The organism is Mesorhizobium sp. STM 4661, from assembly GCF_000359125.1.
Classification (GTDB): Bacteria; Pseudomonadota; Alphaproteobacteria; order Rhizobiales; family Rhizobiaceae; genus Mesorhizobium.
This window is the reverse complement of record NZ_CAAF010000026.1, coordinates 32,501-57,622: the sequence shown is the minus strand read 5'-3', so window position 1 is coordinate 57,622 and position 25,122 is coordinate 32,501. Positions and strand designations below refer to the sequence as shown.

General features: G+C 64.2%; 22 protein-coding genes, 1 tRNA gene, 2 rRNA genes and 1 pseudogene (1 of these 26 running past the window's edge). 13 read left to right on the top strand and 13 right to left on the bottom strand.

All coding sequences use genetic code 11. From position 1 onward, the window contains the following. Window positions 1–213: 213 nt before the first annotated feature. The 5 genes and pseudogenes from MESS4_RS08010 to MESS4_RS07990 form a co-directional block, all read left to right on the top strand. A pseudogene (locus tag MESS4_RS08010) lies at window positions 214–1,398 on the top strand (ABC transporter substrate-binding protein); the annotation flags it as partial. 288 nt (window positions 1,399–1,686) lie between these two features. Further along, window positions 1,687–2,673 carry an ABC transporter permease gene (locus MESS4_RS08005; protein WP_006328642.1) on the top strand — a complete coding sequence of 329 codons (987 nt, stop codon included), beginning with the start codon at window positions 1,687–1,689 and terminating at the stop codon, window positions 2,671–2,673. Beyond that, window positions 2,670–3,500 (top strand): ABC transporter permease, encoded by an 831-nt coding sequence (locus MESS4_RS08000; RefSeq protein WP_006328640.1) that lies wholly within the window; start codon window positions 2,670–2,672, stop codon window positions 3,498–3,500. The genes MESS4_RS08005 and MESS4_RS08000 overlap by 4 nt, the downstream gene beginning before the upstream one ends. Then, window positions 3,497–4,510: an ABC transporter ATP-binding protein gene (locus MESS4_RS33920; RefSeq protein WP_006328638.1), complete on the top strand. Its 1,014-nt coding sequence runs from the start codon at window positions 3,497–3,499 to the stop codon at window positions 4,508–4,510. Before MESS4_RS08000 ends, MESS4_RS33920 begins: the two co-directional genes overlap by 4 nt. Continuing rightward, window positions 4,507–5,283, top strand: a complete 777-nt coding sequence (locus MESS4_RS07990; protein WP_006328637.1) for an ATP-binding cassette domain-containing protein — start codon at window positions 4,507–4,509, stop codon at window positions 5,281–5,283. Before MESS4_RS33920 ends, MESS4_RS07990 begins: the two co-directional genes overlap by 4 nt. A 72-nt stretch (window positions 5,284–5,355) precedes the next feature. Here the strand turns inward: MESS4_RS07990 and MESS4_RS07985 are convergent, their stop codons facing one another. Continuing rightward, window positions 5,356–5,943: a DeoR/GlpR family DNA-binding transcription regulator gene (locus tag MESS4_RS07985; RefSeq protein ID WP_006328636.1), complete on the bottom strand. Its 588-nt coding sequence runs from the start codon at window positions 5,941–5,943 to the stop codon at window positions 5,356–5,358. A gap of 116 nt (window positions 5,944–6,059) precedes the next feature. On the opposite strand from MESS4_RS07985, the gene MESS4_RS07980 reads away from it, so the two are divergent. Beyond that, window positions 6,060–6,326, top strand: coding sequence for a hypothetical protein (locus tag MESS4_RS07980; protein WP_198292735.1), 267 nt, complete (start codon window positions 6,060–6,062; stop codon window positions 6,324–6,326). Here the strand turns inward: MESS4_RS07980 and ggt are convergent. From ggt to MESS4_RS07955, 5 genes are all read right to left on the bottom strand, one after another. Continuing rightward, window positions 6,320–7,906, bottom strand: coding sequence for a gamma-glutamyltransferase (ggt, locus tag MESS4_RS07975; protein ID WP_036240872.1), 1,587 nt, complete (start codon window positions 7,904–7,906; stop codon window positions 6,320–6,322). The genes MESS4_RS07980 and ggt overlap by 7 nt on opposite strands. Window positions 7,907–7,942: 36 nt before the next feature. Next, entirely contained in the window at window positions 7,943–8,743 is an 801-nt protein-coding gene (locus tag MESS4_RS07970) for an ABC transporter permease (RefSeq protein WP_006328634.1), read from the bottom strand. Beyond that, window positions 8,740–9,648, bottom strand: coding sequence for an ABC transporter permease (locus tag MESS4_RS07965; protein ID WP_006328633.1), 909 nt, complete (start codon window positions 9,646–9,648; stop codon window positions 8,740–8,742). Before MESS4_RS07965 ends, MESS4_RS07970 begins: the two co-directional genes overlap by 4 nt. Then, a complete protein-coding gene (locus MESS4_RS07960; protein ID WP_006328632.1) occupies window positions 9,645–10,748 on the bottom strand; it encodes an ABC transporter ATP-binding protein in 1,104 nt (367 codons plus the stop codon). The genes MESS4_RS07965 and MESS4_RS07960 overlap by 4 nt, the downstream gene beginning before the upstream one ends. A gap of 118 nt (window positions 10,749–10,866) precedes the next feature. Beyond that, window positions 10,867–11,910 (bottom strand): ABC transporter substrate-binding protein, encoded by a 1,044-nt coding sequence (locus MESS4_RS07955; protein WP_006328628.1) that lies wholly within the window; start codon window positions 11,908–11,910, stop codon window positions 10,867–10,869. A gap of 246 nt (window positions 11,911–12,156) precedes the next feature. Here MESS4_RS07955 and MESS4_RS07950 point away from each other — a divergent pair, with 246 nt between their 5' ends. Further along, complete coding sequence (locus MESS4_RS07950) at window positions 12,157–12,858, top strand: GntR family transcriptional regulator (RefSeq protein ID WP_036240879.1); 702 nt, start codon at window positions 12,157–12,159, stop codon at window positions 12,856–12,858. Window positions 12,859–12,996: 138 nt separating this feature from the next. Here the strand turns inward: MESS4_RS07950 and MESS4_RS07945 are convergent, their stop codons facing one another. From MESS4_RS07945 to MESS4_RS07930, 4 genes are read right to left on the bottom strand one after another with little or no spacing between them, the layout of a single operon-like run. After that, window positions 12,997–13,638: a ThuA domain-containing protein gene (locus MESS4_RS07945; RefSeq protein ID WP_006328624.1), complete on the bottom strand. Its 642-nt coding sequence runs from the start codon at window positions 13,636–13,638 to the stop codon at window positions 12,997–12,999. Window positions 13,639–13,691: 53 nt separating this feature from the next. Next, window positions 13,692–14,543, bottom strand: a complete 852-nt coding sequence (locus tag MESS4_RS07940) for a TIGR01459 family HAD-type hydrolase (RefSeq protein WP_006328623.1) — start codon at window positions 14,541–14,543, stop codon at window positions 13,692–13,694. Further along, window positions 14,540–15,823, bottom strand: coding sequence for an FGGY-family carbohydrate kinase (locus tag MESS4_RS07935; protein ID WP_036240877.1), 1,284 nt, complete (start codon window positions 15,821–15,823; stop codon window positions 14,540–14,542). The genes MESS4_RS07940 and MESS4_RS07935 overlap by 4 nt, the downstream gene beginning before the upstream one ends. Before the next feature lie 60 nt (window positions 15,824–15,883). After that, window positions 15,884–16,927 (bottom strand): class II aldolase/adducin family protein, encoded by a 1,044-nt coding sequence (locus MESS4_RS07930; RefSeq protein ID WP_006328621.1) that lies wholly within the window; start codon window positions 16,925–16,927, stop codon window positions 15,884–15,886. A 200-nt stretch (window positions 16,928–17,127) separates the two neighbouring features. On the opposite strand from MESS4_RS07930, the gene MESS4_RS07925 reads away from it, so the two are divergent. The 6 genes from MESS4_RS07925 to MESS4_RS07900 all read left to right on the top strand — a co-directional run bounded on the left by MESS4_RS07925 (window position 17,128) and on the right by MESS4_RS07900 (window position 23,851). Beyond that, the gene (locus MESS4_RS07925) at window positions 17,128–17,910 is read left to right on the top strand and encodes a DeoR/GlpR family DNA-binding transcription regulator (protein ID WP_006328620.1); all 783 of its coding nucleotides are present in this window, start codon (window positions 17,128–17,130) and stop codon (window positions 17,908–17,910) included. After that, entirely contained in the window at window positions 17,907–19,286 is a 1,380-nt protein-coding gene (locus MESS4_RS07920) for an FGGY-family carbohydrate kinase (protein ID WP_006328619.1), read from the top strand. Before MESS4_RS07925 ends, MESS4_RS07920 begins: the two co-directional genes overlap by 4 nt. Then, complete coding sequence (locus MESS4_RS07915) at window positions 19,283–20,827, top strand: sugar ABC transporter ATP-binding protein (protein ID WP_006328606.1); 1,545 nt, start codon at window positions 19,283–19,285, stop codon at window positions 20,825–20,827. The genes MESS4_RS07920 and MESS4_RS07915 overlap by 4 nt, the downstream gene beginning before the upstream one ends. Further along, window positions 20,824–21,825 carry an ABC transporter permease gene (locus MESS4_RS07910; RefSeq protein WP_006328600.1) on the top strand — a complete coding sequence of 334 codons (1,002 nt, stop codon included), beginning with the start codon at window positions 20,824–20,826 and terminating at the stop codon, window positions 21,823–21,825. Before MESS4_RS07915 ends, MESS4_RS07910 begins: the two co-directional genes overlap by 4 nt. A 76-nt stretch (window positions 21,826–21,901) precedes the next feature. Beyond that, a complete protein-coding gene (locus tag MESS4_RS07905) occupies window positions 21,902–22,840 on the top strand; it encodes an ABC transporter substrate-binding protein (protein WP_006328598.1) in 939 nt (312 codons plus the stop codon). 117 nt (window positions 22,841–22,957) lie between these two features. Further along, window positions 22,958–23,851, top strand: coding sequence for a sugar phosphate isomerase/epimerase (locus MESS4_RS07900; RefSeq protein WP_006328597.1), 894 nt, complete (start codon window positions 22,958–22,960; stop codon window positions 23,849–23,851). A gap of 207 nt (window positions 23,852–24,058) precedes the next feature. Here MESS4_RS07900 and MESS4_RS07895 read toward each other — a convergent pair. From MESS4_RS07895 to MESS4_RS07885, 3 genes are all read right to left on the bottom strand, one after another. After that, a tRNA-Met gene (locus MESS4_RS07895) sits at window positions 24,059–24,135 on the bottom strand. 180 nt (window positions 24,136–24,315) lie between these two features. Beyond that, window positions 24,316–24,430: ribosomal RNA gene (rrf, locus tag MESS4_RS07890) — 5S ribosomal RNA — on the bottom strand. Between the two features lie 100 nt (window positions 24,431–24,530). Continuing rightward, window positions 24,531–25,122: ribosomal RNA gene (locus MESS4_RS07885) — 23S ribosomal RNA — on the bottom strand (it continues 2,214 nt past the right edge of the window).

Here is a 25,122-nt window from a genome sequence, read left to right as displayed (position 1 = left end):
GATAAGGCCGAATGGGACCGCTTCACTACAACTGGTCCAGCGGACGAAATTTTCAAAGCCACATCAAGATGCGCCAAATCCGTCTCTGGCGAAACCCCTGACAAGGCCCATAATCGCTGTTGCAGGATGCTGGCGGGGTCGCGAGTATCCGAGGGGTATTGGCGCACCGGCCGGGTCGCGGAGAGGACGGAGTTCGATCATGTCAGATTTCACGAAGCCGTCGAAACGCCGGATGATCTCACCGCCGTGTTCAAATTCGCCAAGCCGACGCCGTTCCAGCTGATCCGCAATGCCTTGCCGGCATTGAGCAGCGTGGTGCCGAAGCACATCTACGAGAGCGGAAAGATCGAGGACAACCCGGCCAACAACGCGCCTGTCGGTACCGGTCCGTTCAAATTCGCCGAATACAAGGCCGGCCAGTACTACCGGCTGCAGAAGAACACCGACTATTGGGGCAAGGACGAACCCTATCTCGACGAGATCATCTACCAGGTGCTGCCCGACCGTTCCTCGGCAGCCAGCGCCCTGGAAGCGGAGGAGATCCACCTCGCCGCTTTCTCCGCCGTGCCGCTGGCCGACCTTGATCGCATCTCCAAGGTGCCGGGCCTCAAGGTGATCACCAAGGGCTATGAGGGGTTGACCTACCAGCTCGTCGTCGAGATCAACCATCGCCGCGAGGAGCTCGCCGACCTCAAGGTACGCCAGGCGATCGCGCATGCCATCGACAAGGATTTTGTCGTCAAGACGGTCTTCCTTGGCTATGCCGCCACGGCCACCGGGCCGGTGCCCAAGAACGACCCGCAATTCTATGCGGCCGACGTGCCGACATATGCCTTCGACATCGCCAAGGCTAACGCGCTGCTCGACGAGGCCGGCTACATCAGGGGCGCCGACGGTAAGCGCTTTTCGCTAAAACTTTTGCCGGCTCCCTATTTCAACGAGACCAGGCAGTTCGGCGACTATCTGCGCCAGGCGCTCGCCGCCATCGGCATCGACGCCGAACTGGTCAACAACGACTCGGCCGCGCATATCAAGGCCGTCTATACCGACCATGCCTTCGACCTTGCCGTCGGCCCGCCGGTATTCCGTGGCGATCCGGCGATCTCGACCACCATCCTGGTGCAGAGCGGCATTCCGGACGGCGTGCCTTTCTCCAACCAGGGCGGCTACAAGAACGACGATCTCGACGCCCTCATCGCCAAGGCCTCCGAAACGCTCGACACATCGGCCCGCACCGAACTCTACAAGGAGTTCCAGCAAAAGGTCGCAGCCGACCTGCCGCTGATCAACGTCGCCGAATGGAGTTTCATCAGCGTCGCCCGCGACACGGTCCAAAACATCGCCAACAATCCGCGCTGGGCGGTGTCGAACTGGGCGGACACTTATTTGGAATCGTGACACACTTGCGCGGATGAGAGTTCGCGGCAAAATTGGCCTGGGTGCACGGACAAGCGCCGCGCTCCACGCCACCCCCCTCTGTCCTGCCGGACATCTCCCCCGCAAGGGGGGAGATCAGATGTCATTTTCGCTTTCGCCAATCTCCAACGCTGCAACCACGCCGCAAAGGATGCACCATCGGCGAAGCTGCCAATCTCCCCCCTTGCGGGGGAGATGTCCGGCAGGACAGAGGGGGGTGCCCAGGCGCGGCGCATATCTCGATGGGCACAGCAACAAGCAACCTGCCCCATGACCCGCGCCCTCGCCCTCATCCGTCGCCGTCTCGTCGGCAGCGTCTTCGTGCTGCTGATCGTCGTCATCGGCACCTTCCTGCTGCTGGAAGCAGCACCCGGCGACGCGGTCGACGCCTACATCGTCTCGACTGGCGGCGACGCCGGCATGATCGAACTGCTGCGCCATAGCTGGGGCCTCGACCAGTCGGAACTGACGCGGCTCGCCAACTACCTCTGGGCGCTGCTCCATCTCGACCTCGGCCAGTCCGTCACCTTCTCCAGGCCGATCCGCGACGTCATCCTCGAACGCCTGCCGACGACGCTCATCCTGATGGGCAGTGCCACCGCGCTCTCCTTCGGTCTCGGCTCGGCGCTTGGTATCTATGCAGGCGCCAGGCCGGGCAGCTTTCGCGATCGTTTCCTGTCGATCGGTTCGCTGGCGCTCTATGCCGTCCCCGGCTTCTGGCTGGGGCTGGTGCTGATCGTCATCTTCGCCGTCGGCCTGCGCTGGTTGCCGATCGGCGGCATCGAGAGCATCGCCTCGGCCAGGACCGGCCTTGACCGCGCGGCCGATATCGCCAGCCATCTCGTCCTGCCGGTCTCCGCGCTCGGCTTCATCTATCTGGCGCTCTATTTGCGCATGATGCGCGCTGGCATGGCCGAGGCCTGGCGGCAGGATTTTGTCCTCGCCGCGCGCGCCAGGGGACTTTCCCGCCGCCGCATCGTGCTCGCCCATGTCGCCCGTAATGCGTTGCTGCCGCTGGTCACCATGCTCGGCCTGCAATCGGCGCAGATGCTGGGCGGCAGCGTCGTCATCGAAAGCGTCTTTGCCGTGCCCGGTCTCGGCCGGCTGGCGCAGGAAGCGGTGGCCGCACGTGACACGCCGCTGCTGCTCGGCATCATCCTGGTCAGCGCTGTGCTTGTCATCTTCATCAACCTTCTCGTCGACATCGCCTACGCCTTGCTTGATCCGCGCGTCGGCGCCAGCGAGGCCGGCGCGTGAACCCGCTTCGCCGCTTTCTTCGCACGCCGGAAGCACTCGCCGGCGCGGTCATCCTGGCGGCGCTGCTCACCATGGCGCTCGCTGCTCCCTTGCTCTTTCCCGGCGATCCGCAAGCCATTGCCGGGCCGGCGCTGCTGCCGCCTTTCCAGGACTGGTCGCTGCCGCTCGGCACCGACCGGCTCGGCCGCGACGTGCTGGCCGAGCTGTTCCATGGCGCCCGCACCTCGCTGGCGGTCGGGCTGGCGGCTGCTGCCGCGGCCCTCGTCATAGGTGCTGTGATCGGCACACTGGCCGGCTTTGCCGGCGGCCTCGTCGATGAGGTGCTGATGCGCATCACCGACGCTTTCCAGACCGTGCCGAGTTTCCTCCTGGCGCTGGCCTTCGTCAGCGTCGTCGGGCCTTCGCTCGGCGTCGTCGTCGTGGCGATCGCGCTTGGCGCGTGGACCGGACCGGCGCGCGTGGCGCGGGCCGAAGTGCTGTCGATCCGCGAGCGCGATTTCGTCGCCGGCGCCCGTGTCATCGGCATGCATCCGCTGGAGATCGCCTTTCGCGAGATTCTGCCCAATGCCTTGCCGCCGGTGCTGGCATTGTCCTCGGTGATCGTCGCCGCCGCGATCCTCACCGAAGCCGCTCTGTCCTTCCTCGGCCTTGGAGACCCCAACCGCGTCACCTGGGGCGGCATGATCGCCGAAGGCCGTACTGTCCTGCGCACCGCACCCTTCCTGTCGATCGTTCCGGGCCTAGCCCTCGTGCTGACCGTGCTTGGCGTCTATCTCGCCGGCGAAGGCGTGGTCGAGACGACAGCGGTGAGACGGAGCCTGTCGTGACGGCGCTGCTGTCGATCCGCGATCTGACGGTGACCTATCGCCGCGACGGTGGCGAGGTGGCGGCGCTGAAAGACATCAGCCTGGATATCGCCGCCGGCGAGCGGCTGGCCATCATCGGCGAGAGCGGTTCCGGCAAGAGCACGCTGGCGCTGGCTGTTGCCGGGCTGCTGCCGGCCTCCGCTAGGGTCGATGGTCGTATCGACTGGTTCTTGCGACCACCGCCACCTTTGGGTGCCAAGGCACCCCCCTCTGTCCTGCCGGACATCTCCCCCTCAAGGGGGGAGATTGCGCCCTCATCTCGGCCTTCGCCAATTTCCAGGATTGCAGGAGGAGAGCCGGCAGCGAAACTGCCAATCTCCCCCCTTGAGGGGGAGATGTCCGGCAGGACAGAGGGGGGCGCGAAGGATCGCCGACCGTCCGCCATTGCTACAGACTATGGGCCCCTCGGCGGCCGCGATATCGGCTTCGTCTTCCAGGACCCCTCTGCAAGCCTCGATCCGGTGATGCCGGTCGGCAAGCAGATCGCCGAAGTCTTGTACACCCATCTCGGCCTCGGCTGGCCTCAGGCCTTCGCGAAAGCCAGAACCCTGCTCGAACGCGTTCGCTTGCCCGATCCGGATACCGCCTTGCACGCCTTTCCGCATCAGCTTTCCGGCGGCCAGAAACAGCGCGTGGCGATCGCCGCCGCGATTGCCGCAGGACCAAAACTGCTGATCGCCGATGAGGCGACCAGTGCGCTCGACACCATCGTGCAGGCCGAGATCGTCGCATTGATCCGGCAATTGGTGTCCGAGGACGGCATGACGCTGCTGTTCATCAGCCACGACATCGCGCTGGCCGCCGAGCTTGCCGAGCGTATCGCCGTATTCCGGCATGGCCGACTTGTCGAAATCGGTGCGGCCAGGCAAATCATCAGCGCCCCGCGCCACGCATACACGCGCTCACTGCTCGACGCCCATCTCGGCCTCGACGCCGAACCGCTTTCGCGGCAGGCCGAAGCATCGCCATGAGCAGTCCTTTGCTGAGCGTTTCCGGCCTCACCAAATGGTACCGCCGCGGCGGCAAGACCATCGCCGCCGTCGATAATGTCTCCTTCCATATCGAGACCGGAGAGACGCTGGCGCTGGCCGGGCCATCGGGCAGCGGCAAGTCGACCATCGCGCGGCTGGTGCTCAGACTGGTCGAACCCGACGCTGGCCGTATCCAGTTCGATGGCGAGGATTTCCTTGCCCTCGGTGGCGCCGCCTTGCGCAGCCGGCGCGCACGCCTGCAAATGGTGTTCCAGGACCCGCTCGCCGCTTTCAACCCTCGCGCCACCGTGGCGCGCGTGCTCGACGATCCCTTGCGCATCCATGGCATCGCGTCCCGGCTGAAGCGCCCGCGCCGCATCGCCGCCTTGCTGGAGCGCGTTGGCCTCACTCCCGATCTCGCGCCGCGGGCCATCCACGAAATCTCCGGCGGCCAGCGCCAGCGCGTCGCGATCGCCCGCGCCATCGCCACGAAACCGTCGCTGATCGTGCTCGACGAGGCGGTGTCGGCGCTCGACGTTTCAGTGCGCGGACAGATCCTGCATTTGCTGCTCGACCTGCAGCGCGAGGAACGGATCGCCTATCTGTTCATTTCGCATGATCTCGGTGTGGTCCGTGCCATCGCCCACCGCGTGGCTATTTTCGATGCCGGACGGATCGCCGAGACCGGTGACGCCCGTACCGTCGTCGACGCACCGCAATCGGCCATCGGCCAGGCGCTGGTGGCAGCAACGCCACGACTGAATAGAGCCTGACCATGATCCCACAAAGTCGGACCCGATTTGCGGACAAGATCACGGTCGAACAGTAAGTCAGGACGCATCATTCTAATTGCCGGCGAAGACGTGCAGTTCCGTTCCGGCCTCTTCGATGACCACACGCCATTCCACCTGCGGCTCGCAATCCGTGACGATATCGGAAATCTCGCTGAGCGCGCAGACGCGGTTGAGGCTGCTGCGGCCGAACTTCTCGCTGCTCACCACCAGCACGGTCGACAGCGACCGGGACATCATCGCGCGCTTGATTGCCGCGGCACCGGAGATCATATCGTTCGGACCATCCACGGTCACGCCCGAGGCGCCAATGATGGCAACATCGGCATTGTAGCGGCGGACGAACTCGACCGTGTCTTCGCCGAACACGCTGCCTTCCCGGCTGTCATAGGTTCCGGGGCAAACGATGACGCGAAAGGTCGGATTGGCGCCGGCCACCGAGGCGACGCCGGTGGAGTTGGTGATGATGATCAAGTCCCGGTTCAACTGCGACAGACAGCGTGCCGCCTCAAAGGTCGTCGACCCGCCGTCGATCATCACGATCTGCCCTTTGCCGATGAGGCTTGCCGCGCCGCGGCCGATCCGGGCGCGCTCCTCGATCAAGGTGAGGCCGCGTTGGGAAATCACCGGTTCGGATGTCACCAGCGAAATGGTCGCGCCACCATAGGTGCGGTTGAGCAGCCCGGCCTCGCCCAGTTCGATGAGATCGCGGCGGGATCGTTTCGCCGGCGACGCCGATGCGCCGGGCGAGCTTGGAGATGCGGATCGAGGCCGACCTGCGCACTTCCGACAAAATCAGTTCGTGCCGCTCCTTCTTCGTCAGCCGGCCTTGCCCCATGATCGTCATTGCCCCTGCTTGCGAAGTCGAGGACATTAGCGACGCCGGTGCCGTTGGGGAAGAAGTGAACATCGCCTTCGTCGGAACTGTCGCTGACGATGGCGGCTCTGTTGCCGTCGCGGTCGATACCGACGCCGAAGGTCCGACCGATCCGGCCTGGCCCTCTTGCGCGACGGACCGTCAATAGCCCAGCGCGCAACCGTCCTTGCGGGGATCGGACGCGCCGGTAAGCGTGCCCTTGTCCCAATCGATCAGCACCAATTGGCCACCGCCATGCGGCTCGGCGGCGATGGACACATGGTGGCCTCGTTCGCGCAGGCCGGCGAGGGTGCGAGCCGGAACGCCACGCTCGGCCTCCACGGCGTCCTGTCTGTAAAACACCCTTGGCGCATCCAGCGCCTCCTGCGGATCCATGCCGAAATCGATCATGTTGGTAAGCAGGTGGACATGGCCGAACGGCTGATAGCCGCCGCCCATCACCCCGAACGGCATGACCGCCCTTCCCTTGGCCGTCACCATGCCCGGCATGATGGTGTGCATGGGACGTTTTCCCGGTGCGATGCGATTTGGGTGGCCTGCCGTCAGGCGGAAGCTGCTGCCGCGGTTCTGCAAGACGATACCGGTCCTGGGGCCGACCACCCCGCTGCCGAACGAATGGAAGGTCGAGTTGATGAAGGAGACCGCGTTGCGGTCGCGGTCGACCACGGAGATATAGACGGTATCGCTCGGCTGAAGCTCGAGGCGAGGCAGATGCGTCATCGCGCGCGCCGGGTCGATCGCGGCGCGCAGCCGGTCCGCATGAGATTTCGACAGCAACTGCTCAACAGGCACATGGACGTGGTTCTGGTCGCCGATAAAATTGTCGCGGTCCTGATAGGCGAGCCGCCCCGCTTCGATCTCGATGTGGAAGCGCTCCGCGCCGTTCGGTTCCAGGGAGCCGAGCGAAAAGCCCGACAGCACATTCAGCATAACCAACGCCGTCAGACCCTGGTTGTTCGGCGGCATCTGATGGATGTCATAGCCTCGGTAGGACGTACCGACGGGCCTGACATAGTCGCCCGTCGTCGCCGCAAAATCCTCGAGCGTATGCAGTCCGCCAAGTGCGCGGAGACGCGACACCAAGTCGTCGGCGACCTCGCCTTCATAGAAGCCGGCACGGCCGCGGCGCGAAACGATGCGCAAGGTGTCGGCCAGTTGCGGCTGCCGGTGCAGGTCGCCGGCCTTCGGCGCCTTTCCATCCGGCAGGAAGATCCGCGCCGCATGTTCGTCGGCGGCGAGCAAATCAACGCTTGCGGCCCAGTCGAAGGCCACGCGGTCATGCACGACATAGCCCTGTTCGGCATAGCGTATGGCGGGCGCGAGCGCGGCGTCGAAACCCTTCCTGCCGTGATCCTCGATCAGCCGGCACCAGGCATCTATGGCGCCCGGCACGGTGACCGCGTGCGGACCGAACACCGGCACTTCCTCATGCCCCCTGTCCAGATACCAATCAGCCTCCGCTGCGGCCGGCGCGCGGCCCGAGCCGTTGAAGGCCAGGACTTCGCTCTGGCCGCTGGGGCAATAAAGGACGAAACAGTCGCCGCCGATACCGGTCGATTGCGGCTCGACGACCGCCTGCATCGCCGCCGCGCAAACCGCCGCATCCATTGCGTTGCCGCCCGACCGCAGCATGTCGACAGCCGCCAGCGTCGCCAGCGGGTGCGATGTCGCGGCCATGGCTTCCGTCGCGCGAACCGGCGACCGTCCGGGAAATTGAAAATCACGCATGCAGGATCAATAGCCTCCGATGAAGCAGATTTGAAATTAGCGGCGACGGCCAAAAAGCTGCGCCGCCGAAAGCAGCACGATCGACAGCACGATCAGGCATGTGGAGATCGCGGCGATTGTCGGATCGATCTGGTCGCGCAATGCGCTGAACATGCGGCGCGTCAGCGTCGTCGTCTCGCCACCCGATATGAACAGCGACACGACAACCTCGTCAAACGAAGTGATGAAGGCAAACAAGGCGCCCGACACGATGGAGAACCGGATCTGCGGCATGGTCACCTGCCAGAAGGCCGCAAAACGCCCCGCTCCCAGGCTGCGCGCGACGCGCTCCTGATTCATGTCGTAGGATCGGAAGCCCGAAAGCACCGTCAGCACGACCAGCGGTACGGCCTGCACCGTATGCGCCAGCACCAGGCCTGTCAGCGTGTTGTTCAGGCCAAGGCGTGCATAGAGAAAGAACGTACCGATGCCGATCAGGATGACTGGAATGATCAGCGAGGCGGTCAGCACCACATTGATGAAGCCGGCGAGGCGCAGCGCGCCGGAATTTAGCGCATAGGCGGCGGCGGTGCCGATCGGTGTCGCGAAAACCGTCGTCAGCACCGCCGCCTTCAGCGACACGACCGTGGCGTCGCGCCATTCGATCGACTGGAAATAGGCTTCGTACCATCGCAGCGACCAGCTTTCCGGCGGAAATTGCAGCAGCGTCGAACCGGAGAACGACATCGGCACGATGATCAGCGACGGTACGATGAGGAACAACAGCACCAGGGCGCCGACACCGTAGAGCCAAAGTCGTCGCCAGTGCGAAATCGGCAGGCCGATATCGTCGTTCATCGCGCACCCCACACGTTGGCCGCCCGCGCCCCCAGCAGCCACCGGAACAGGCCGAGCAGCCCGAGCGTGACGGCGAGCAGGACGACGCCCAGCGCGCTGCCGGCGCCCCAGTTGGAGTAGAGGCTGGTGGTCTGCTCCATGCGCATGGCCCACATGATGACCTTGCCACCGCCCATCAGCGCGGGCGTGACGAAGAAACCGAGGCAGAGGATGAAGACGATGACCACACCTGCGGCGAGGCCCGGAAGCGAAAGCGGAAAGAACACCTGCCAGAAAGTCGCGGTCGGTGGTGCGCCGAGATTCATCGCGGCGCGGAGATAGTCCGCGTCGATCGTCTTCATCGAGGCGTAGAGCGGCAGCACCAGGAAAGGCAGCATGATATGCGTCATGCCGATGATGACGCCTGCGAAATTATGCGCGAGCGGCAATGGCTGGCTGATCAGGCCAAGGTCGATGAGCCAGGTGTTCACCAGGCCCTTGCGCTGCAGGATCACCAGCCAGGCATAGGTGCGCACCAGAACCGAGGTCCAGAACGGCAGAACCACGAAGATCAGGCAGATGGAGGCGGCGCGCCGCGGAAGCTGCGACAGCATGTAGGCCAAGGGATAGCCGATGAGGCCGCACAGGCCGGTGACCAGGAACGCCACCTCGAACGTCGTGATGAAGGTCCTGATATAGGAAGCCTGTTCGACGAAGCGGGCGTAGTTCGCACCGCTCAGTTGTCCGCTCTCGTCGAACAGCGACAGCCAGAACAGCCAGCCGATCGGCAGGACGATGATGATCCCGACCAAAGCCAGACCCGGAGAGCAAAGGCCGAGCAGGCCCAGCGACTCGCGACGGGCATCGGCTCTCAACGCGCCCGCATTCAGGCCATGGCTGCCGAATTCTGCTGGCCGGACGCTCATGTCTCGTCCGCGACCAGGATCGCGTCCTCCGCATCGACGCGAAGCCGCACCGGCTGGCCGGCGACGGGCAGACGCGCCAGCACGTCGCTGCGGCAATAGTCGCGAAGCGCGATCTGCTGGCCGTCCGCCAGATTGGCGTAGCAGATGAAACTGTCGCCCTGATAGACGATGTCGCGTACCGTGGCGTCCAGTATGTTGGCGTTGGCGCCCGGTCGAGCATCTGCAACGAGTCCGGCATCGACGGCGAGCCGGACCCTTTCGGGCCGCACCACCAGCAAGTGCCGACCCGACGGCGGCGAAGGCGATGCGGTATGCACCTTTTTCCCGGCATACCAGACGCTGCCGTCGCGGCATTCCACAGGGATGAAATTCGATTCCCCGATGAAGCCCGCGACAAACTTGGTGCGCGGCCTGGCATAGAGCGTCTCGGGCTGGTCGAGCTGCTCGATGCGGCCCTTGTTCATGACCGCGATGCGGTCCGACATGGTGATCGCCTCGCGTTGGTCGTGGGTCACGTACACCGTGGTCATCCCCAGCCGGCGATGCAGGCTGCGCAGCTCGATCTGCATATGCTCGCGCAAACCCTTGTCGAGCGCGGACAGCGGCTCGTCCATCAGCACGATGCGCGGTTCGAACACGATCGCCCGCGCCAGCGCGACACGCTGGCGCTGTCCGCCCGACAATTGGTCGACGCGGCGGTCGGCCAGGCCTTGCAGCTGCACCAGATCGAGCACCCTCTCCACGCGTTCAGCCGTTTCCGCCGCGGACGTGCGGCGTTGCTTCAGCGGGAAGGCGATGTTGTGGAAGACGTTCATGTGCGGGAACAGCGCGTAGTTCTGGAACACCATGCCGATGTTGCGCTTATGCGGCGGCTTGGTGATGACTTCCTCCCCGCCGATATCGATGCTTCCGGCATTGGCGCGGACGAACCCCGCCAGGATCATGAGCAGCGTGGTCTTGCCCGATCCCGACGGGCCGAGCAGTGTCAGGAATTCGCCTGAAGCCACGTCGAGGTCGAGGTCGCTGAGCACCGGCACGCTGCCAAAGCGCTTGGCTATGCCCCGAATGTTGATCGGCGGCGCGGATCGCGCGATGGACAATGGCAGTGCTCCTTCGGAAATCTGCGCAGATGGGCCAAGAGACGGACGACGGGTCGATCGGGCCGACCCGATGCGTCGGCCAATCATCGACAACCCCGTCACTGCTGGATCAGCCCCGTCACTGCTGGATCAGATTGTCGAATTTCTCCTGCGCCTCGACCAGATGATCTCCCCAGAAGGCGGGGTCGAGTAGCACCTGCTTCTTGACGTTTTCCGGCGCCGAATTGATGCCAGCGATCTTGCCGGCGGGGATCTTGCCGGTATCGAAGGCCTTCTCGTTCACCGGGCCGTTGGCGATGTAGAGCGGCAGGTTCGCCTGGATATCCGGCTTCAGGAACATGGCGAGCGCCTTCATCGCCGCGTCCTTGTTCTTGGCTCCCTTGGGGATCACCATGCAGTCGGCCGTCAGTACGCCCTGGTCGTAGCTGTAGCTGACCGGCCCGCCCTGATCCTTGAGCGTGCTGGCCCGGCCGTTCCAGATGCTGGCCATGTCGACCTCGCCATCCTTGACCAGTTGCATGGCCTGCGCGCCGGACGTCCACCAGGCGTCGACATGCGACCTGATCTTGTCGACCGACTTCAGCGCACGATCGATATCGAGCGGATAGACCTTGTCGAGAGGCACGCCGTCGGCGATCGCCGCCACGGTCAGGGTTTCGGTTGCGAAGGCGCCGCCAAGGGCGCGGCGGCCCGGGAATTTCTCGACGTTCCAGAAATCGGCCCAGGTCTTCGGCCCGTTCTTGCCGAAGACGTCGGTGTTGTAGATCAGGATGACGGAATAATAGGTGATGCCGATCCAGTCGTCGTGGACGAGGTTCGGATCGATGCCGCTTTTATCGATCAGGCCATAGTCGAGCTTCTCGAACAGCCCTTCCTTGGTCCCCCGCGCGCATTCGTCGGCGCCAAGTTCGACCAGATCCCATTTGACGGCGTTGCCGGTCACTTGCAGCCGGACGTCGTCCAGCCCGTTGGTGGTGTCTTCCTTGATGGTGATGCCGAGCGCATCGGCGGTCGGCTTGAAGAAGGCCTTTGACTGGGCCTCCTGATAGGATCCGCCCCACGAAGCCACGGTGATCGTTTCCGCCGCGAGCGCTGCCGGCGCGATACAGCCGATCAGTCCTGTCACTGCCAACGCACTGGCAAACCTTGATTTTCTCGTCATCATGTTCCCCTTATTTGGCCGTTGTCTCGGCATTCTATTTTGTATACAATCTTGAATGTAGCGGGGCGGCAAAACGGATGTCAACTTGAAAGATCGCTTTTTCGGCAGCAGCGCGTCGTCGCGTGACGGCGTCGAACACGCTCGCTTCCCGCGATCTTCGCGATCATGCTAATCGTGAATGGACCAATGAGATCTGACCTCGCGGCTGGCGGGGCGCTCCTCGCAGATGAATCGGAAAACACCGATATGCCCACGAGAAAGAAGAACACGCTTCGCGAGTCGGTGCATGGATCGCTGAAGGCGATGATCGTGACGGGACAGCTTCCTCCCGGCGCACGCGTCACCGAGAATGATCTGGCGGTCAAGCTGAAGGTCAGCCGCACGCCCGTGCGCGAAGCGCTCAACCGGCTGGAGCAGGACGGCCTGGTGGTTGGCCGCCCGCGCCAGGGCTATACGGTCAAGGAATTCGACATCCAGATGTTCCGCGAAGCCTTCGAAATCAGGGAATTGCTGGATGGCTATGCAACCGAGCTGGCGACCGCCAAGATCACGGCCGCCGACAAGGAACGCCTCCGTGAGATGGTGCGGGAATGCGAACGCCTGGCAGCACTTCCGGCCCGCAGCTCCGGCGACATGTTCCAGGAACTCCAGATCGGAATGGACATCCACCGCACCATTGCCGAGATCAGCGGCAACGTCATGCTGTGCGGCCTGCTGAACGGCATTCTCGACAAGTGCCAGCACTATGTCTGGATGGAACTGCTGAGGCTGGACGAATGGGGGATCGCGCGCGACGAGCATTTCGAGATCGTCGAGGCCATTTGCGCCGGTGATGCCGCGCGTGCCGTCGAGCTTACGCGCGCGCACATCCGCGGGTCGCGCAACAACATCCTCCGCTTGCTGCAGGCGAAGTCGGACTACCAGAGCTTTCTCGCACGGGCATCGTAGCGCCCGACGCTATCGTTCGCCCTCTTTGAGATGCATCGCGGCCATGTCCTGCTTGGCGCGCCGGGCGAGGCCGAGCCGGTGCCCATGCGCTCGCCAACGGTAAAAGCAATCCTATATGTCGCCGTGCCCTCGGCATCCTCAACGCGCCGCCCAGACCAGGCCGCGACGAAATATCGTGCGCATCTGCGGCACCGCGAACTCCTTGGCGGCATGTCCGAGCGACGAGTAGAACACCCTTCCCTTGCCATGCCGGCGCTTCCAGACGACCGGCATGACAACACCTTCTATCCAGGATGCGTGCTCACCGGAGAAAGTCGTGGTCGCCAGCACTTCATTCGACGGATCCACATGCATGTAGTACTGCTCGGAGCGATACGAAAAATCGTCGATGCCGTGCATGATGGGATCGTCGCGTCTGGCGATATCGACCTTGTAGTCGATGATGTTGCCGGGATGGGCGACCCACTGACCGCCGCACATGAATTGATAGTCCGTGGCCTCGCGAAACGCATCGCACATGCCGCCGTGATAGCCGCCAAGACCGACACCGCCCTCGACTGCCTTCGTCAGGTTGAGCTCCTCGTTCTTCGCCAGCTTGGCCATCGTGTAGATCGGAACGATCAGGTTCAGATCGGCGATCGCGGGGTCGGCGAATATCTCGGTCGTGGTTTCGACGCGGACCCCGAACCCTTCCTCCTCGAGCATCGCCTTGACGGCGCGCGCGCCTTCTTCCGGCTCGTGTCCATCCCAGCCGCCCCACACGATCAGCGCTTGCCGCATCTTCCGCTCCGTCGATTGGTTGCGTCGCTTTACCTCGGAAATTGCCGGTTCGGTCAGCAGAACCTGAACAGATCGATGGTGTAGTCCGGATAGGCGTCCAGACTGTCGAAAAGGCCGGCCAGGTCGGGAGTGTCCGCCAATATTCCGGACAGGACGAGCGCAGTCGCCACGCCGGCGCCAACGCCGCCGGCGATGTCGTGTTCGACGCTGTCGCCGACACAGACCACGGTGCCGCGGTCAGGGTTGCCCGCCAGCGCCAATGCGGCCTCGAAGATCTGGGGATAGGGCTTGCCGATGCGGGTGACGCTGCCGCCGAGGCTTTCGTAGAGATCGGCCAGCCGGCCGGCGCCGAAGCGGGGACCGACCGCGGTCAGCATGATCTTGTCGGGGTTGGTGCAGAAGCACGGCACCCGCCGCGCCGCTGCCGGCGCGAGAAGTCTGCGATAGTGGTCGAGATCGTAACGATCGCCCTCGCTGGCCGAAATCAGCACCAGCTCGGCATCGTCGCCACTCTTGGCCAGTTCGAACGGCAGACCCTGGATCGCCGAGCGGTCATCGTCGCGGCTGATCAGCAGGCATTTCGTGCCCGGGCGCAGGGTTCCGGATGCCGCCATGTCGTGGAAGGAGCGCCACGCCACCTCGCCGGAAGAGACGAAGTGGTTCCAACTGCCCGCTTCGAAGCCAAGCTTCAACAGGCGACGCTCATTGGGCTCCGCCCGCTTGCCGGAGTTCGAGATCAGCACGACGGTCTTGCCCGCGCGTTTCAGCGCCGACAGGGCCTCCACCGCACCCGAATAGGGGCCGGTGCCATCATGCAGCACACCGAACTGATCGAGCAGGAAAAAATCGTACCGCGCGGCCAGCGCTCCGATCCCGTCGAGACGTTCAACCGTTTTCGCGTTCACAAAAACCCCGCTGTGCTTGCACCCATCAGCGCCAGCAGCGCCGTGCCGGCGGCGGCCTCGTCGGAAAGCGCCGGCAGGAAGTCGACGCCGAGCTTGCGTTGGCGGATCGCGGTCCAGGCGGGATTTGCCGCGCCGCCGCCGACGCTTCTGACCGATGTCAGCCGAGGCGCGCCGAGTTCTGCAAGCCTGCTATAGCCGAGCGCCTCGATCGCGGCGATCCCCTCCAGCATCGCCTTCAGATAGTCGGCGTCGTCCGCCGGCCGCGGCACAAGGCGTGGCGGCAGCGCCGGATCGGCGATCGGAAAGCGTTCGCCTGTGGCGGGAAGCGGATAGTAGTCGAGGCCGGTCTCGGTCATCGGGTCGATAACCGCGCTGAGCTCGATGATGCGTGCAAGCGAAAAGTGCTGGGCGAGCACCTTGCCGCCGGAATTCGACGCACCGCCCGCCAGATACGCATCGCCGAGCCGGTGGCTGTAGATGCCGAACCGCGGCGCCGAGATCGGCCGGTCGGACAGGATCTTGATGGTCAGCGAAGACCCCAGCGCGGTGACGCCGTCACCGACCGTCGCGGCGCCTGTTGCCAGGAACGAGGCGCAACCATCCGTCGTGCCCGCGACGACAACCACGTCGCGCGGCAGGCCGAACAGCTCGGCGGCGCGCGCAGCGATCGTGCCGACGACATCGCCCGGCCTGACGACGCCGGGCAGCAATTCCATGCGCATGCCGGTCGCCGCGATCCAGGCCGGCCACCGGCGGGTCTCGACGTCGTAGCCGGTTTTGAGCGCATTGTTCTCGTCGCTGCTATCGAAGCGGCCGGAGAATTGTCCGGCGATCCAGTCGGCCTGGTGCAGGACAGTGACGACGCCGGGCAGACGCTGGAAAGACAGCGCCTTGGCGAGACCGGACGTCGCCCCAAGCGCTGCGCTCGTTGCCGGCGCCTCGCGGACGATTGTGGCCAGAATGGCGTCGGCGGCGACCTTGTCGTTGTACATCAGCGGCTCGGCCAGCGGCTGCCCGGCACCATCGACCGGCAGCAGCGTACCGGAGGTGCCGTCTACGGCGATCGACCGGACGGTCGCGCGATCGATGCTTGAAAGCAGGTCCGTCAGCGCCGCGCCGACTGCCTGCCACCAGACCGCCGGATCGCGGCCATTCTGGCCAAATCGTTCAAGAGGAACAGCGGAACGCGCGGCGATGGCGAAGTCCGGACGCATGGCGACGGCGCGCGCGCCTGATGTGCCGATGTCGATGCCAATGGCAAGCGCTTCTTGCTTGGCCATGATTTTGCCCGAACCGGTTTCCACGTCTTGCTGCGCTGACCTTCGGTTCGGGATCACGGTCTAACTGCCGGCGGCATTGAGTTTCTGGCGATACTGCTCGGCGTCCCAGTTGATCAATTCGTCATTCTCGGCATCGGTAAGGTAGTTCAGCCTCGCCGTGGCGTCGACCCGCGCGGTCACGTCGGCCAGGCAGCGTTGCATGGCTTCGGCGCCGGCGTTGGCGTCGCCACGCATCAGCACGCCAAGGCCGGGAAACAGGATCGCTACGGGTGCCGTACTGCACCGCTGGGTGATGCGCTTCACGTCCTCATTAGGTCTCGCCACGACCGAACCCCGGCCGAGAAAGATGACGTGATCGGGATAGAGGCTGCCCCCCGACGCCATGCTGCAGCTCTCGGGATCGATCGCGGCCGCATGCGCCTCGACGTCGGCCGGCAATCTGTAACCGGTGCTGCCGGCGAGCGCCGTCAATGCCGCACTGTCGGGCTCCGCCACCTTGCGCGGCGACCGCGCCAGCAGCCGTGTGACGCGGCGCAGCAGCACCTCGGCATCGGCGACCGTCTCGGCTGCAACGACCAGTCCGTGATTGCCAAGGATCAGGACGTCGACGCCTGGCCGAAGGCGCTCGGCAATGCCCTGGGCCAGCGGCAGGCCCGGTCGGCGATAGGGAACATAGGCCCATTCAAGGCCGTCGAGACGCCTGGCGACCTCAGCCTCGCCATCGGCCTGTATTGCGAGCGAAATGGTGTCGACGCAGTGGACATGCAGAACGACACGCTGGGGCATCAACGCGTGCACCGTGGTCTCGATCGAAGGGCGCAACCCGCGCGGGTTGAGCGCCTCGATGGCGAAACCCTGCGGCCGGTCGGCGGCCGGGTCGCGCTGTCCGACGGCGCTCAGCAGCGGGGAGATCGCCACCGGCACCATGATGTCCTTGGCGAGCGCATCCTTCAGCCAGGTGCCGGAGGCCTTGATCCAGAGCGTCTCGCCGGCTTTCAGCGAGGTGTTGCCGCCTGCGGCCTGGGTCAGATGCGGGTCGCGCCCGATGCTGGCTGAAAGCGTCCGCAAAGCGGCCAGTTCCTGTGCATCGGCATCAGTCGCCATCGAGCATTCCTCCACAAACCGGCCGCGTGTCTCACGGCTTCGGATGTCCCGTCGCCGGGACAGATGTTGGCGCTGGTATCGCAGATACGAGTAAGTTACGTCAATAGTGATCTTATCTCATCACATCGCGCTTGCAATCCGATAAATGTTGAGTAAGTTGCACCAATTGCCGTCGCAGAATGGCATGGGAGGAAAGAGGATTGAGCGACTCCGGCCGCCAGCGTCAGATCGTCGAGCTATTGCGGGATCGCCCCTTCGCCTCGGTGCGCGAGTTGCAGGAGCGGCTCGGCGTTTCGGCCGCGACAGTCAGGCGCGATATCGACAGGATCGACGAGGCCGGCGAAGCGCGGAAGGTCTATGGCGGCATCTCGGCGCTCGATGGCGCCGCGCATGCGGGTGTCGCCTATGCCAGGCCTTACGACGAAAACCGCGACCTCGCGGTGGAAGCCAAGCGGCAGATCGCCGCTCTAGCGGCAACCATGGTGCGCGACGGCGACGCGGTCATCGTGCATGGCGGCTCGACCTGCTTTCATCTCGGCGTCAAGCTCGCCGACCGCAACATCCGGCTCTACACCAACTCGATGCCGCTCGCGGCCTATCTGAGCGACCATGGCCATTGCAGCCTGACGGTTGCCGGCGGCGAGTTGCACCGCGAGCCGGGCATCATCCATTCGCTCACCCAGGCCATGCCCTTCTATGCCTCGAAGTTCTTTCTTGGCGCGCAAGGCCTTGGCCAGGAGGGTGTGCTGGAATCGCATCCGTTGCTGGTCCGCTCCATCGTCGATCTCAGTCTCTGCACTGATCAGATCGTGGTGCTGGCCGACAGCCGCAAACTGTCGATCCACGCGCGCAATGTGGCGCTGCCTCTGGCGCGCATCGGCACGCTGGTCACCGATGACGGCCTCGCCGACGCCGACGCCCGCATGCTGGAGGACGCCGGCGTCATGGTCCGGATCGCCTCGCCCTCGGGAGCCATCCAGTGAAGATGGCCGTGCTCGACTTCGGCAAGACCAATTCGAAGCTGTTCGTCTTCGCCCAGGACGGACGCATCCTCGACGAGCGCCGCAGCAAACCGAGCTGGATACGCCAAGGCGGTTTCGGCGTACTCGACGAGGCAGCGCTTCACGACTGGGCGGATGAAGCGGTTAGCGATGCAATCGACAGCCACGGCGTCGAAGGGCTGATGGTGTCGGGTCATGGCTGCACCTTCGCCTTGGTCGGAGAGGCGGCGCTGACGCATCCGATCCTCGACTACGAGCAGGAGCCGCCGGCGGGGATTGCCGCCAAGATCGATCGCCGCATTCCGGATTTTGCCGAGACTTTCTCGCCGCGTCTGCCGCTCGGCTTCAACTACGGCCGCCACATGCTGTGGCTGAAGGCGGTGGAACCCAACGCCTTCGCCTCGGCGAAATCGATCCTCGGCTATCCGCAATACTGGAGCTGGCGCTTTGGCGGCCGGGCGGTCTCGGAAGTGTCCTATCTCGGCTGCCACTCGCATCTGTGGGCGCCGCGCAAACGCGATTTCTCCTCGCTGGTCGACGCCGAGGGGTGGCGCGGCCAGATGCCCGCCTTCGCGCGTGCCGGCGCCGTCATCGGCGAGCAGCGTCTCGGCGATGCGGCGCGGCCGATCGCCATCCACAATGGCGTCCACGACTCGAATGCCGCACTCCATGCCTATCGGCGGCAGGAGCTTGGTCCGGTCACTGTCGTGTCGACCGGCACCTGGGTCGTCGTGCTCAATCCGGACTGCCCGCTCGACGCGCTCGATCGCGACCGCGACATGCTTGTCAATGTCGACGTCGATGGCGGCCCGGTGCCGACCATCCGCTTCATGGGCGGCCGCGAATTCGCTCTCGTCAGCGGCGACTGGCAAGGCGCGATCGACCGCGCCTCGGTGCAGCGGGTGATCGATGCCGGCATCATGGCCCTGCCGAGCTTCGCGCCGGGCGGGCCGATGCCTCACCGCTCCGGCGAACTCACCGGGCGCACGCCCAGCGCCGGGGAACGCGCGGCCGTGGCGCTGCTCTACGTGGTGCTGATGGTTGATCTCTGCCTTGACCTGATCCATTCGAACAATACCGTGATCGTCGATGGCGGGCTGAACAGTGGCGGCCTGCTGGCCAGCCTGCTGGCCGAGCTGCGTCCTGGCCAGGCCTTCATGCAGGGGGCTACGCTGGAGGGCAGCGCCACGGGTGCCGCCGCGCTCGCCTTCGAGAGTATCGGGCGCGAATTTGCCGCCGAGACGCCGGAGCCCGTGCGCGCTTCGCATTTCGCTGGGTTAGCCGGCTATCGTGATGATTGGCGCGGCCTCGCCATTGACCGGGGCATCGCCGGCGCGGCAGCGGGAGGCGCGCGATGACCGCAGCGGCCAGCATCGAGACGGCGCGCCAGCCGGTGCTGGAAATGCGCCACATCTCGAAGACGTTCGGCGCCATCCGCGCCCTGCAGGATGTGTCGCTGACCGTTCAGGCCGGCGAGTTGCACGCGCTGATGGGCGAAAACGGCGCCGGCAAGTCGACGCTGATGAAGGTCCTGTCCGGCGCCTACCGGCCCGACCCTGGCGGCGAGATCCTGATCGACGGCGCACCGGTCGTGACCGGCAACCCGATCAAGGCACGCGCCCACGGCATTGCGGTCATCTATCAGGAGCTGTCGCTGGCGCCCAATTTGACGGTGGCGCAGAACATCTTCCTCGGCAACGAGCCCCGGCGCTTCGGCATCGTCGATCGTGACCAGTGCAACCGGCGCGCCAACGAGATCATTGCACGGCTCGGCGTCTCCTTCTCGGCGCGCGCTTCGGTCTCCAGCCTGTCGCTCGGCGAGCGGCAGATGGTCGAAATCGCTCGCGCGCTGTCGACCAATGCGCGCATCATCGTCATGGACGAGCCGACCACATCGCTGACCTCGCGCGAGACCGACCGGCTGTTCGAGGTCATCGCGACGCTGAAGGCGCAAGGCATCGCCATCATCTATATCAGCCACCGCATGGAAGAGGTCTACCAGCTTGCCGACCGCGTCAGCGTGCTACGCGACAGCGGCTATGTTGGCACGCTCGAGCGGGCCGATTTGAACGCCTCGCGCCTCGTCTCGATGATGGTCGGCCGTGACTTGTCCGCCTTCTACAAGAAGGATCACCGGCCGCCGGACGAGAAGCGCGCGGTCGCACTCTCGGTGCGCGGCATGTCGGACGGCAAGCTCCTGAAGGACTGCTCCTTCGACCTGCACAAGGGCGAAGTCCTGGCGCTGGCCGGCCTGGTCGGTTCGGGCCGCACCGAGCTCGCGCGGCTGATCTTCGGCGCCGACAGGCATACATCAGGCACGCTGCAACTCGACGGCAAGCCTGTAACCATTGGCTCGCCACGCGAGGCGCTTGATGCCGGCATCGCCTATCTTACCGAGGACCGCAAGGAGCTCGGCCTGTTTCTCGACATGTCGATTTCCGACAATATCAGCATGGGCGTGCTCGCAAGGGATGCGCGGGCTGGAGGCTTGCGCGACTTCGCGGCGGCTGAAAAGCGTGCCGCCAAGTCCGTTTCCGACCTCTCCATCCGCACCGGGTCTGTGCAGGCCAATGCCGGTTCGCTGTCGGGCGGCAACCAGCAGAAAGTGCTGCTTGCCCGCCTGCTTGAGACCGAGCCGCGGGTCCTCATTCTCGACGAGCCTACCCGTGGCGTCGATGTCGGGGCGAAATCGGAAATCTACCGGCTGATCGACAACCTCGCCAACCGGGGCATTGCCATCCTGATGATCTCCAGTGAGCTGCCGGAGGTGATCGGCGTCGCCGACCGCGTGCTGGTGATGCGCGACGGCGCAATATCAGGCGAGGTGACGGCGTCCGAAGGCGAGCCGCTCAGCCAGGAAAAGATCATGGAACTTGCAACGGGAGCGGCCAAGGGATGACCGACAAGGCGATCGAGACGACGAACGCTGGTGACCAGCCGGTCGGCAAGAGCCGGCGGTTGCGCACCGCCTTCGCCGCGCTCGGCATGCTGCCGGTCCTGGTCCTGCTGGCGGCCGGCTTCCAGTTCATGAATCCGCGCTTCCTCACCGAGACCAACCTGTCGATCGTCACGCAGCAGTCGTCGATCAACATCGTGCTGGCAGCCGGCATGACCTTCGTCATCCTGACCGGCGGCATCGACCTGTCTGTCGGCTCGATCCTTGCCGCCTCGGCGATGGTGGCGGTGATGGTGTCGCTGGTGCCGGACTGGGGCATGCTCGGCGTGCCCGCGGCCATTCTTGCCGGCCTCGGCTTCGGCCTCGTCAACGGGTTGCTCATCGCCTACATCAAGCTGCCGCCCTTCATTGTCACGCTGGGTTCGCTGACGGCCGTGCGCGGCGTCGCCCGCCTGCTCGGCCAGGACACGACGGTATTCAACTCGGACCTGCCGTTCGACTTCATCGGCAACGGTTCGCTGTTCGGCATTCCCTGGCTGGTCATCATCGCCTTGTCGGTCGTGGTGCTGTCCTGGCTGGTGCTCAAGCGCACTGTCCTCGGCACCTGGATCTACGCCGTCGGCGGCAATGCCGAGGCAGCTAGGCTCACCGGCATCAAGGTGCCGCTGGTGCTGCTCTTCGTCTATGGCGTTTCCGGCATGTTGGCCGGCCTTGGCGGCGCCATGTCGGCGGCCCGGCTCTACGCCGCCAACGGGCTGCAGCTTGGACAGTCCTACGAACTCGACGCCATTGCCGCGGTCATTCTCGGCGGCACCAGCTTCGTCGGCGGCGTCGGCTCGATCTGGGGCACGCTGATCGGCGGCCTGATCATCGCGGTGCTCTCCAACGGGCTCATCTTGGCCGGCGTCTCGGACATCTGGCAGTACATCATCAAGGGATTGGTCATCATCGTGGCGGTCGCCCTCGACCGCTACAGGCTCCAGGCAGGAGCAAGAACGTGATTGACCTTAGTCGCCGGCGTCAACGACCGGTTTCATGTAACGCACCGTGAGAGGCGCGGGCAATTGGAGGAAAGCAATGAAGACCATCGCTAAACTGCTCTGCGGCGTCGCACTCGCGGCCGTCGCCATCGCGCCGGCTTCGGCCAAGGACCTGAACAAGGTCGGCATCTCGGTCGGCCTGCTCGGCAATCCCTTCTTCGTCGCCACCATCAAGGGCATCGAGGACGCCGCCAAGAAGATCAACCCGAACGTCGAGGTGACGTCGGTGTCGGCCGACTACGACCTCAACAAGCAGGTCTCCCAGGTCGACTCCTTCATCGCCGCCGGCGTCGACGTGATCATGCTCAATGCCGTCGATGCCAAGGCGATCGCACCGGCGGTGAAGAAGGCGCAGGCGGCGGGCATCGTGGTTGCCGCCTTCGACGTTTCGGCGCCGGGCGCCGACGTCACCGTGATGACCAACAACGTCAAGGCCGGCGAAGAGGCCTGCCAGTATCTGGTCGACCACACCGGCGGCAAGGGCGACTACGTCATCCTGAACGGCCCGGCGTCGTCGTCGATTCTCGAGCGGGTGCAGGGCTGCAAGAACGTGCTTGCAAAGCATCCGGATATCAAGATCCTCTCCGACGACCAGAATGCCGAAGGCTCGCGCGATGGCGGCCTGAAGGTGTTCCAGTCCCTGCTCACCCGTTTCGACAAGATCGACGCGGTCTTCGCCATCAACGATCCGACGGCAATCGGCGGCCAGCTCGCGGCCAAGCAGCTCAACCGCTCGGAGTTCATCTTCACCGCGGTCGACGGCGCGCCGGACATCGAGAAGGAACTCGCTTCCGGCACCTCGATGATCAAGGCGTCGGCCTCTCAGGACCCTTACGTCATGGCCGGCCAGTCGCTGACGATGGCGGCTGACCTGCTTGCCGGCAAGAAGCCGGCCGAGCCCACCGTCTTGCTCGACCCGAAGCTGATCACGGCCGAGAACCTGAAGGACTACAAGGGCTGGACCGCGGCCCGCTAACCTCCCAAGCCTGGTGCGGCCGGGATGACTGGCCGCACCTCTTTTTTTGGTTGAGCATCGATTTTCTCAAACGGTTTCCATTGTGGGTCCGATGCTCCTGAGCAACCGGAGACGATCATGTCGCGCATTGGAATCCATTCCTTCGTCTGGTCGGCAAGCTCGGCGCAGAGCGATCTTGAACGCACGCTGGCCAACACCAGGGAAGCCGGCTTCGACCTGATCGAATTCTCCTATCTCGACCCTGCCAATGTCGATATCGGCAGGCTGGCCAAGCGCATCGCCAGCCTCGATCTCGGCGTGGCGATCAGCATCGGGCTGCCGGCGGACGGCGACATTTCGAGCGCCGACAAGGCGGCCGCGGCGCGCGGCGTCGATATTCTCAACGACACGATCGCGCTCACCCGCGACCTCGGCGGCCGGAAGGTCGCCGGTATCCTCTCGACCAGCCACGGATTGCAGATTGAGGCACCGACCCGCGACCAGTGGAACCGCAGCGCCGGCACGCTTGCAAGGGTGGCGGAGACGGCCAAGGCCGCCGGCGTCACGCTCAACCTCGAAATCGTCAACCGCTTCGAGAGCAACCTGCTCAACACCGCCGCGCAAGGGCTGGCCTTCATCGAGACCACCGGCTCCGACAACATCTTCCTGCATCTCGACACTTTCCACATGAACATCGAGGAGGCCGATGTCGGACTGGCCATCCGCCATGCCGCGAAAAGGATCGGCTACGTCCACATAGGCGAGAGCCATCGAGGCATCCTCGGCACCGGTAACATCGACTTTGCGGCGATCTTCGACGCGCTCACCGCGATCGGCTACAGCGACGACCTCAGCTTCGAATCCTTCTCGTCGGAGATCGTCGACGAGAATCTGTCCAGGAAAACCGCGATCTGGCGCAATCTGTGGACCGACAATATGGAGTTGGCACTTCATGCGCGCCGCTTCATCGCGATCGGGCTGGAGACGGCGCGGCTCAAGGCCGAGCTTGTTTCGTCGAGCCACCGACCTTAGCCAACCGGCCCACCGACCTTAGCCACCGGCATGGGGCGTTCAGGAGCAGCCAGCTGGCAGCTCCGGGCCGGGCTCCAAATGCAAAAAGCCGGCTGGATAAACCCAACCGGCTGAAATTTATAAGAATTTGATTGCAAGGACAGGATTGGACTATTCTGTCGGCCGAACACCAAAACGGCCCGCACAAGGCGGGCCGTTTTTGGTATCTGGTTGCGGGGACAGGATTTGAACCTGTGACCTTCAGGTTATGAGCCTGACGAGCTACCGGGCTGCTCCACCCCGCGTCAACCTTAGAAGTAAGCCTGAGCTTACGAAATTCAAGCCTTCGCCAAATGAAAGGGCCGCTTGCGCGGCCCGAAATCCCGTTGGCGGGCCTTATCGTGTGGAGAAGATTTTCTCACATCGACCCAAAATCATTTCGATTTTGGAAAGTACGATGTGACGATCAAACATGCGTTTGGCAGACCTGGCAGCGACCTACTCTCCCGCGTCTTGAGACGAAGTACCATCAGCGCTGGAGCGTTTCACGGCCGAGTTCGGAATGGGATCGGGTGCAGCCGCTCCGCCATAACCACCAGGTCGGCAAAACGCATGTTTATATCGAGAAGCTGTCTATTCGTGCCAACCATCTCAGCGCAATCCAAAGGATTGTCGCCAGAAATGGGCATAAGGAATGAGAACGATCAAGCCGATCGAACTATTAGTACCGGTAAGCTTCAAGCGTTGCCGCTCTTCCACACCCGGCCTATCAACGTGGTCGTCTTCCACGGTTCTCAGGGAATACTCGTTTTAAGGTGGGTTTCCCGCTTAGATGCCTTCAGCGGTTATCCCGTCCGGATATAGCTACCCTGCTATGCGGCTGGCGCCACAACAGGTCCACCAGAGATCCGTCCATCCCGGTCCTCTCGTACTAGGGACAGATCCTTTCAATATTCCTACACCCACGGCAGATAGGGACCGAACTGTCTCACGACGTTCTGAACCCAACTCACGTACCGCTTTAAATGGCGAACAGCCATACCCTTGGGACCTGCTCCAGCCCCAGGATGCGATGAGTCGACATCGAGGTGCCAAACAACCCCGTCGATATGGACTCTTGGGGGTCATCAGCCTGTTATCCCCGGCGTACCTTTTATCCGTTGAGCGATGGCCCTTCCACGCGGGACCACCGGATCACTATGACCGACTTTCGTCTCTGCTCGACTTGTCAGTCTCGCAGTCAGGCAGGCTTATGCCATTGCACTCAGCGAACGATTTCCGACCGTTCTGAG

Bases quoted from the DNA above. Each gene is read 5' to 3' on its own strand.
- MESS4_RS07980 (WP_198292735.1), top strand. From the start codon at position 6,060: ATGCGGATCGAGGCCGACCTGCGCACTTCCGACAAAATCAGTTCGTGC.
- MESS4_RS07945 (WP_006328624.1), bottom strand. From the start codon at position 13,638: ATGCGGCAAGCGCTGATCGTGTGGGGCGGCTGGGATGGACACGAGCCG.
- MESS4_RS07965 (WP_006328633.1), bottom strand. From the start codon at position 9,648: ATGAGCGTCCGGCCAGCAGAATTCGGCAGCCATGGCCTGAATGCGGGC.
- ggt (WP_036240872.1), bottom strand. From the start codon at position 7,906: ATGCGTGATTTTCAATTTCCCGGACGGTCGCCGGTTCGCGCGACGGAA.
- MESS4_RS07905 (WP_006328598.1), top strand. From the start codon at position 21,902: ATGAAGACCATCGCTAAACTGCTCTGCGGCGTCGCACTCGCGGCCGTC.
- MESS4_RS07910 (WP_006328600.1), top strand. From the start codon at position 20,824: ATGACCGACAAGGCGATCGAGACGACGAACGCTGGTGACCAGCCGGTC.
- MESS4_RS08005 (WP_006328642.1), top strand. From the start codon at position 1,687: ATGACCCGCGCCCTCGCCCTCATCCGTCGCCGTCTCGTCGGCAGCGTC.
- MESS4_RS07900 (WP_006328597.1), top strand. From the start codon at position 22,958: ATGTCGCGCATTGGAATCCATTCCTTCGTCTGGTCGGCAAGCTCGGCG.
- MESS4_RS07935 (WP_036240877.1), bottom strand. From the start codon at position 15,823: ATGGCCAAGCAAGAAGCGCTTGCCATTGGCATCGACATCGGCACATCA.
- MESS4_RS07915 (WP_006328606.1), top strand. From the start codon at position 19,283: ATGACCGCAGCGGCCAGCATCGAGACGGCGCGCCAGCCGGTGCTGGAA.
- MESS4_RS07955 (WP_006328628.1), bottom strand. From the start codon at position 11,910: ATGACGAGAAAATCAAGGTTTGCCAGTGCGTTGGCAGTGACAGGACTG.
- MESS4_RS07930 (WP_006328621.1), bottom strand. From the start codon at position 16,927: ATGGCGACTGATGCCGATGCACAGGAACTGGCCGCTTTGCGGACGCTT.
- MESS4_RS07970 (WP_006328634.1), bottom strand. From the start codon at position 8,743: ATGAACGACGATATCGGCCTGCCGATTTCGCACTGGCGACGACTTTGG.
- MESS4_RS07950 (WP_036240879.1), top strand. From the start codon at position 12,157: ATGCCCACGAGAAAGAAGAACACGCTTCGCGAGTCGGTGCATGGATCG.
- MESS4_RS07990 (WP_006328637.1), top strand. From the start codon at position 4,507: ATGAGCAGTCCTTTGCTGAGCGTTTCCGGCCTCACCAAATGGTACCGC.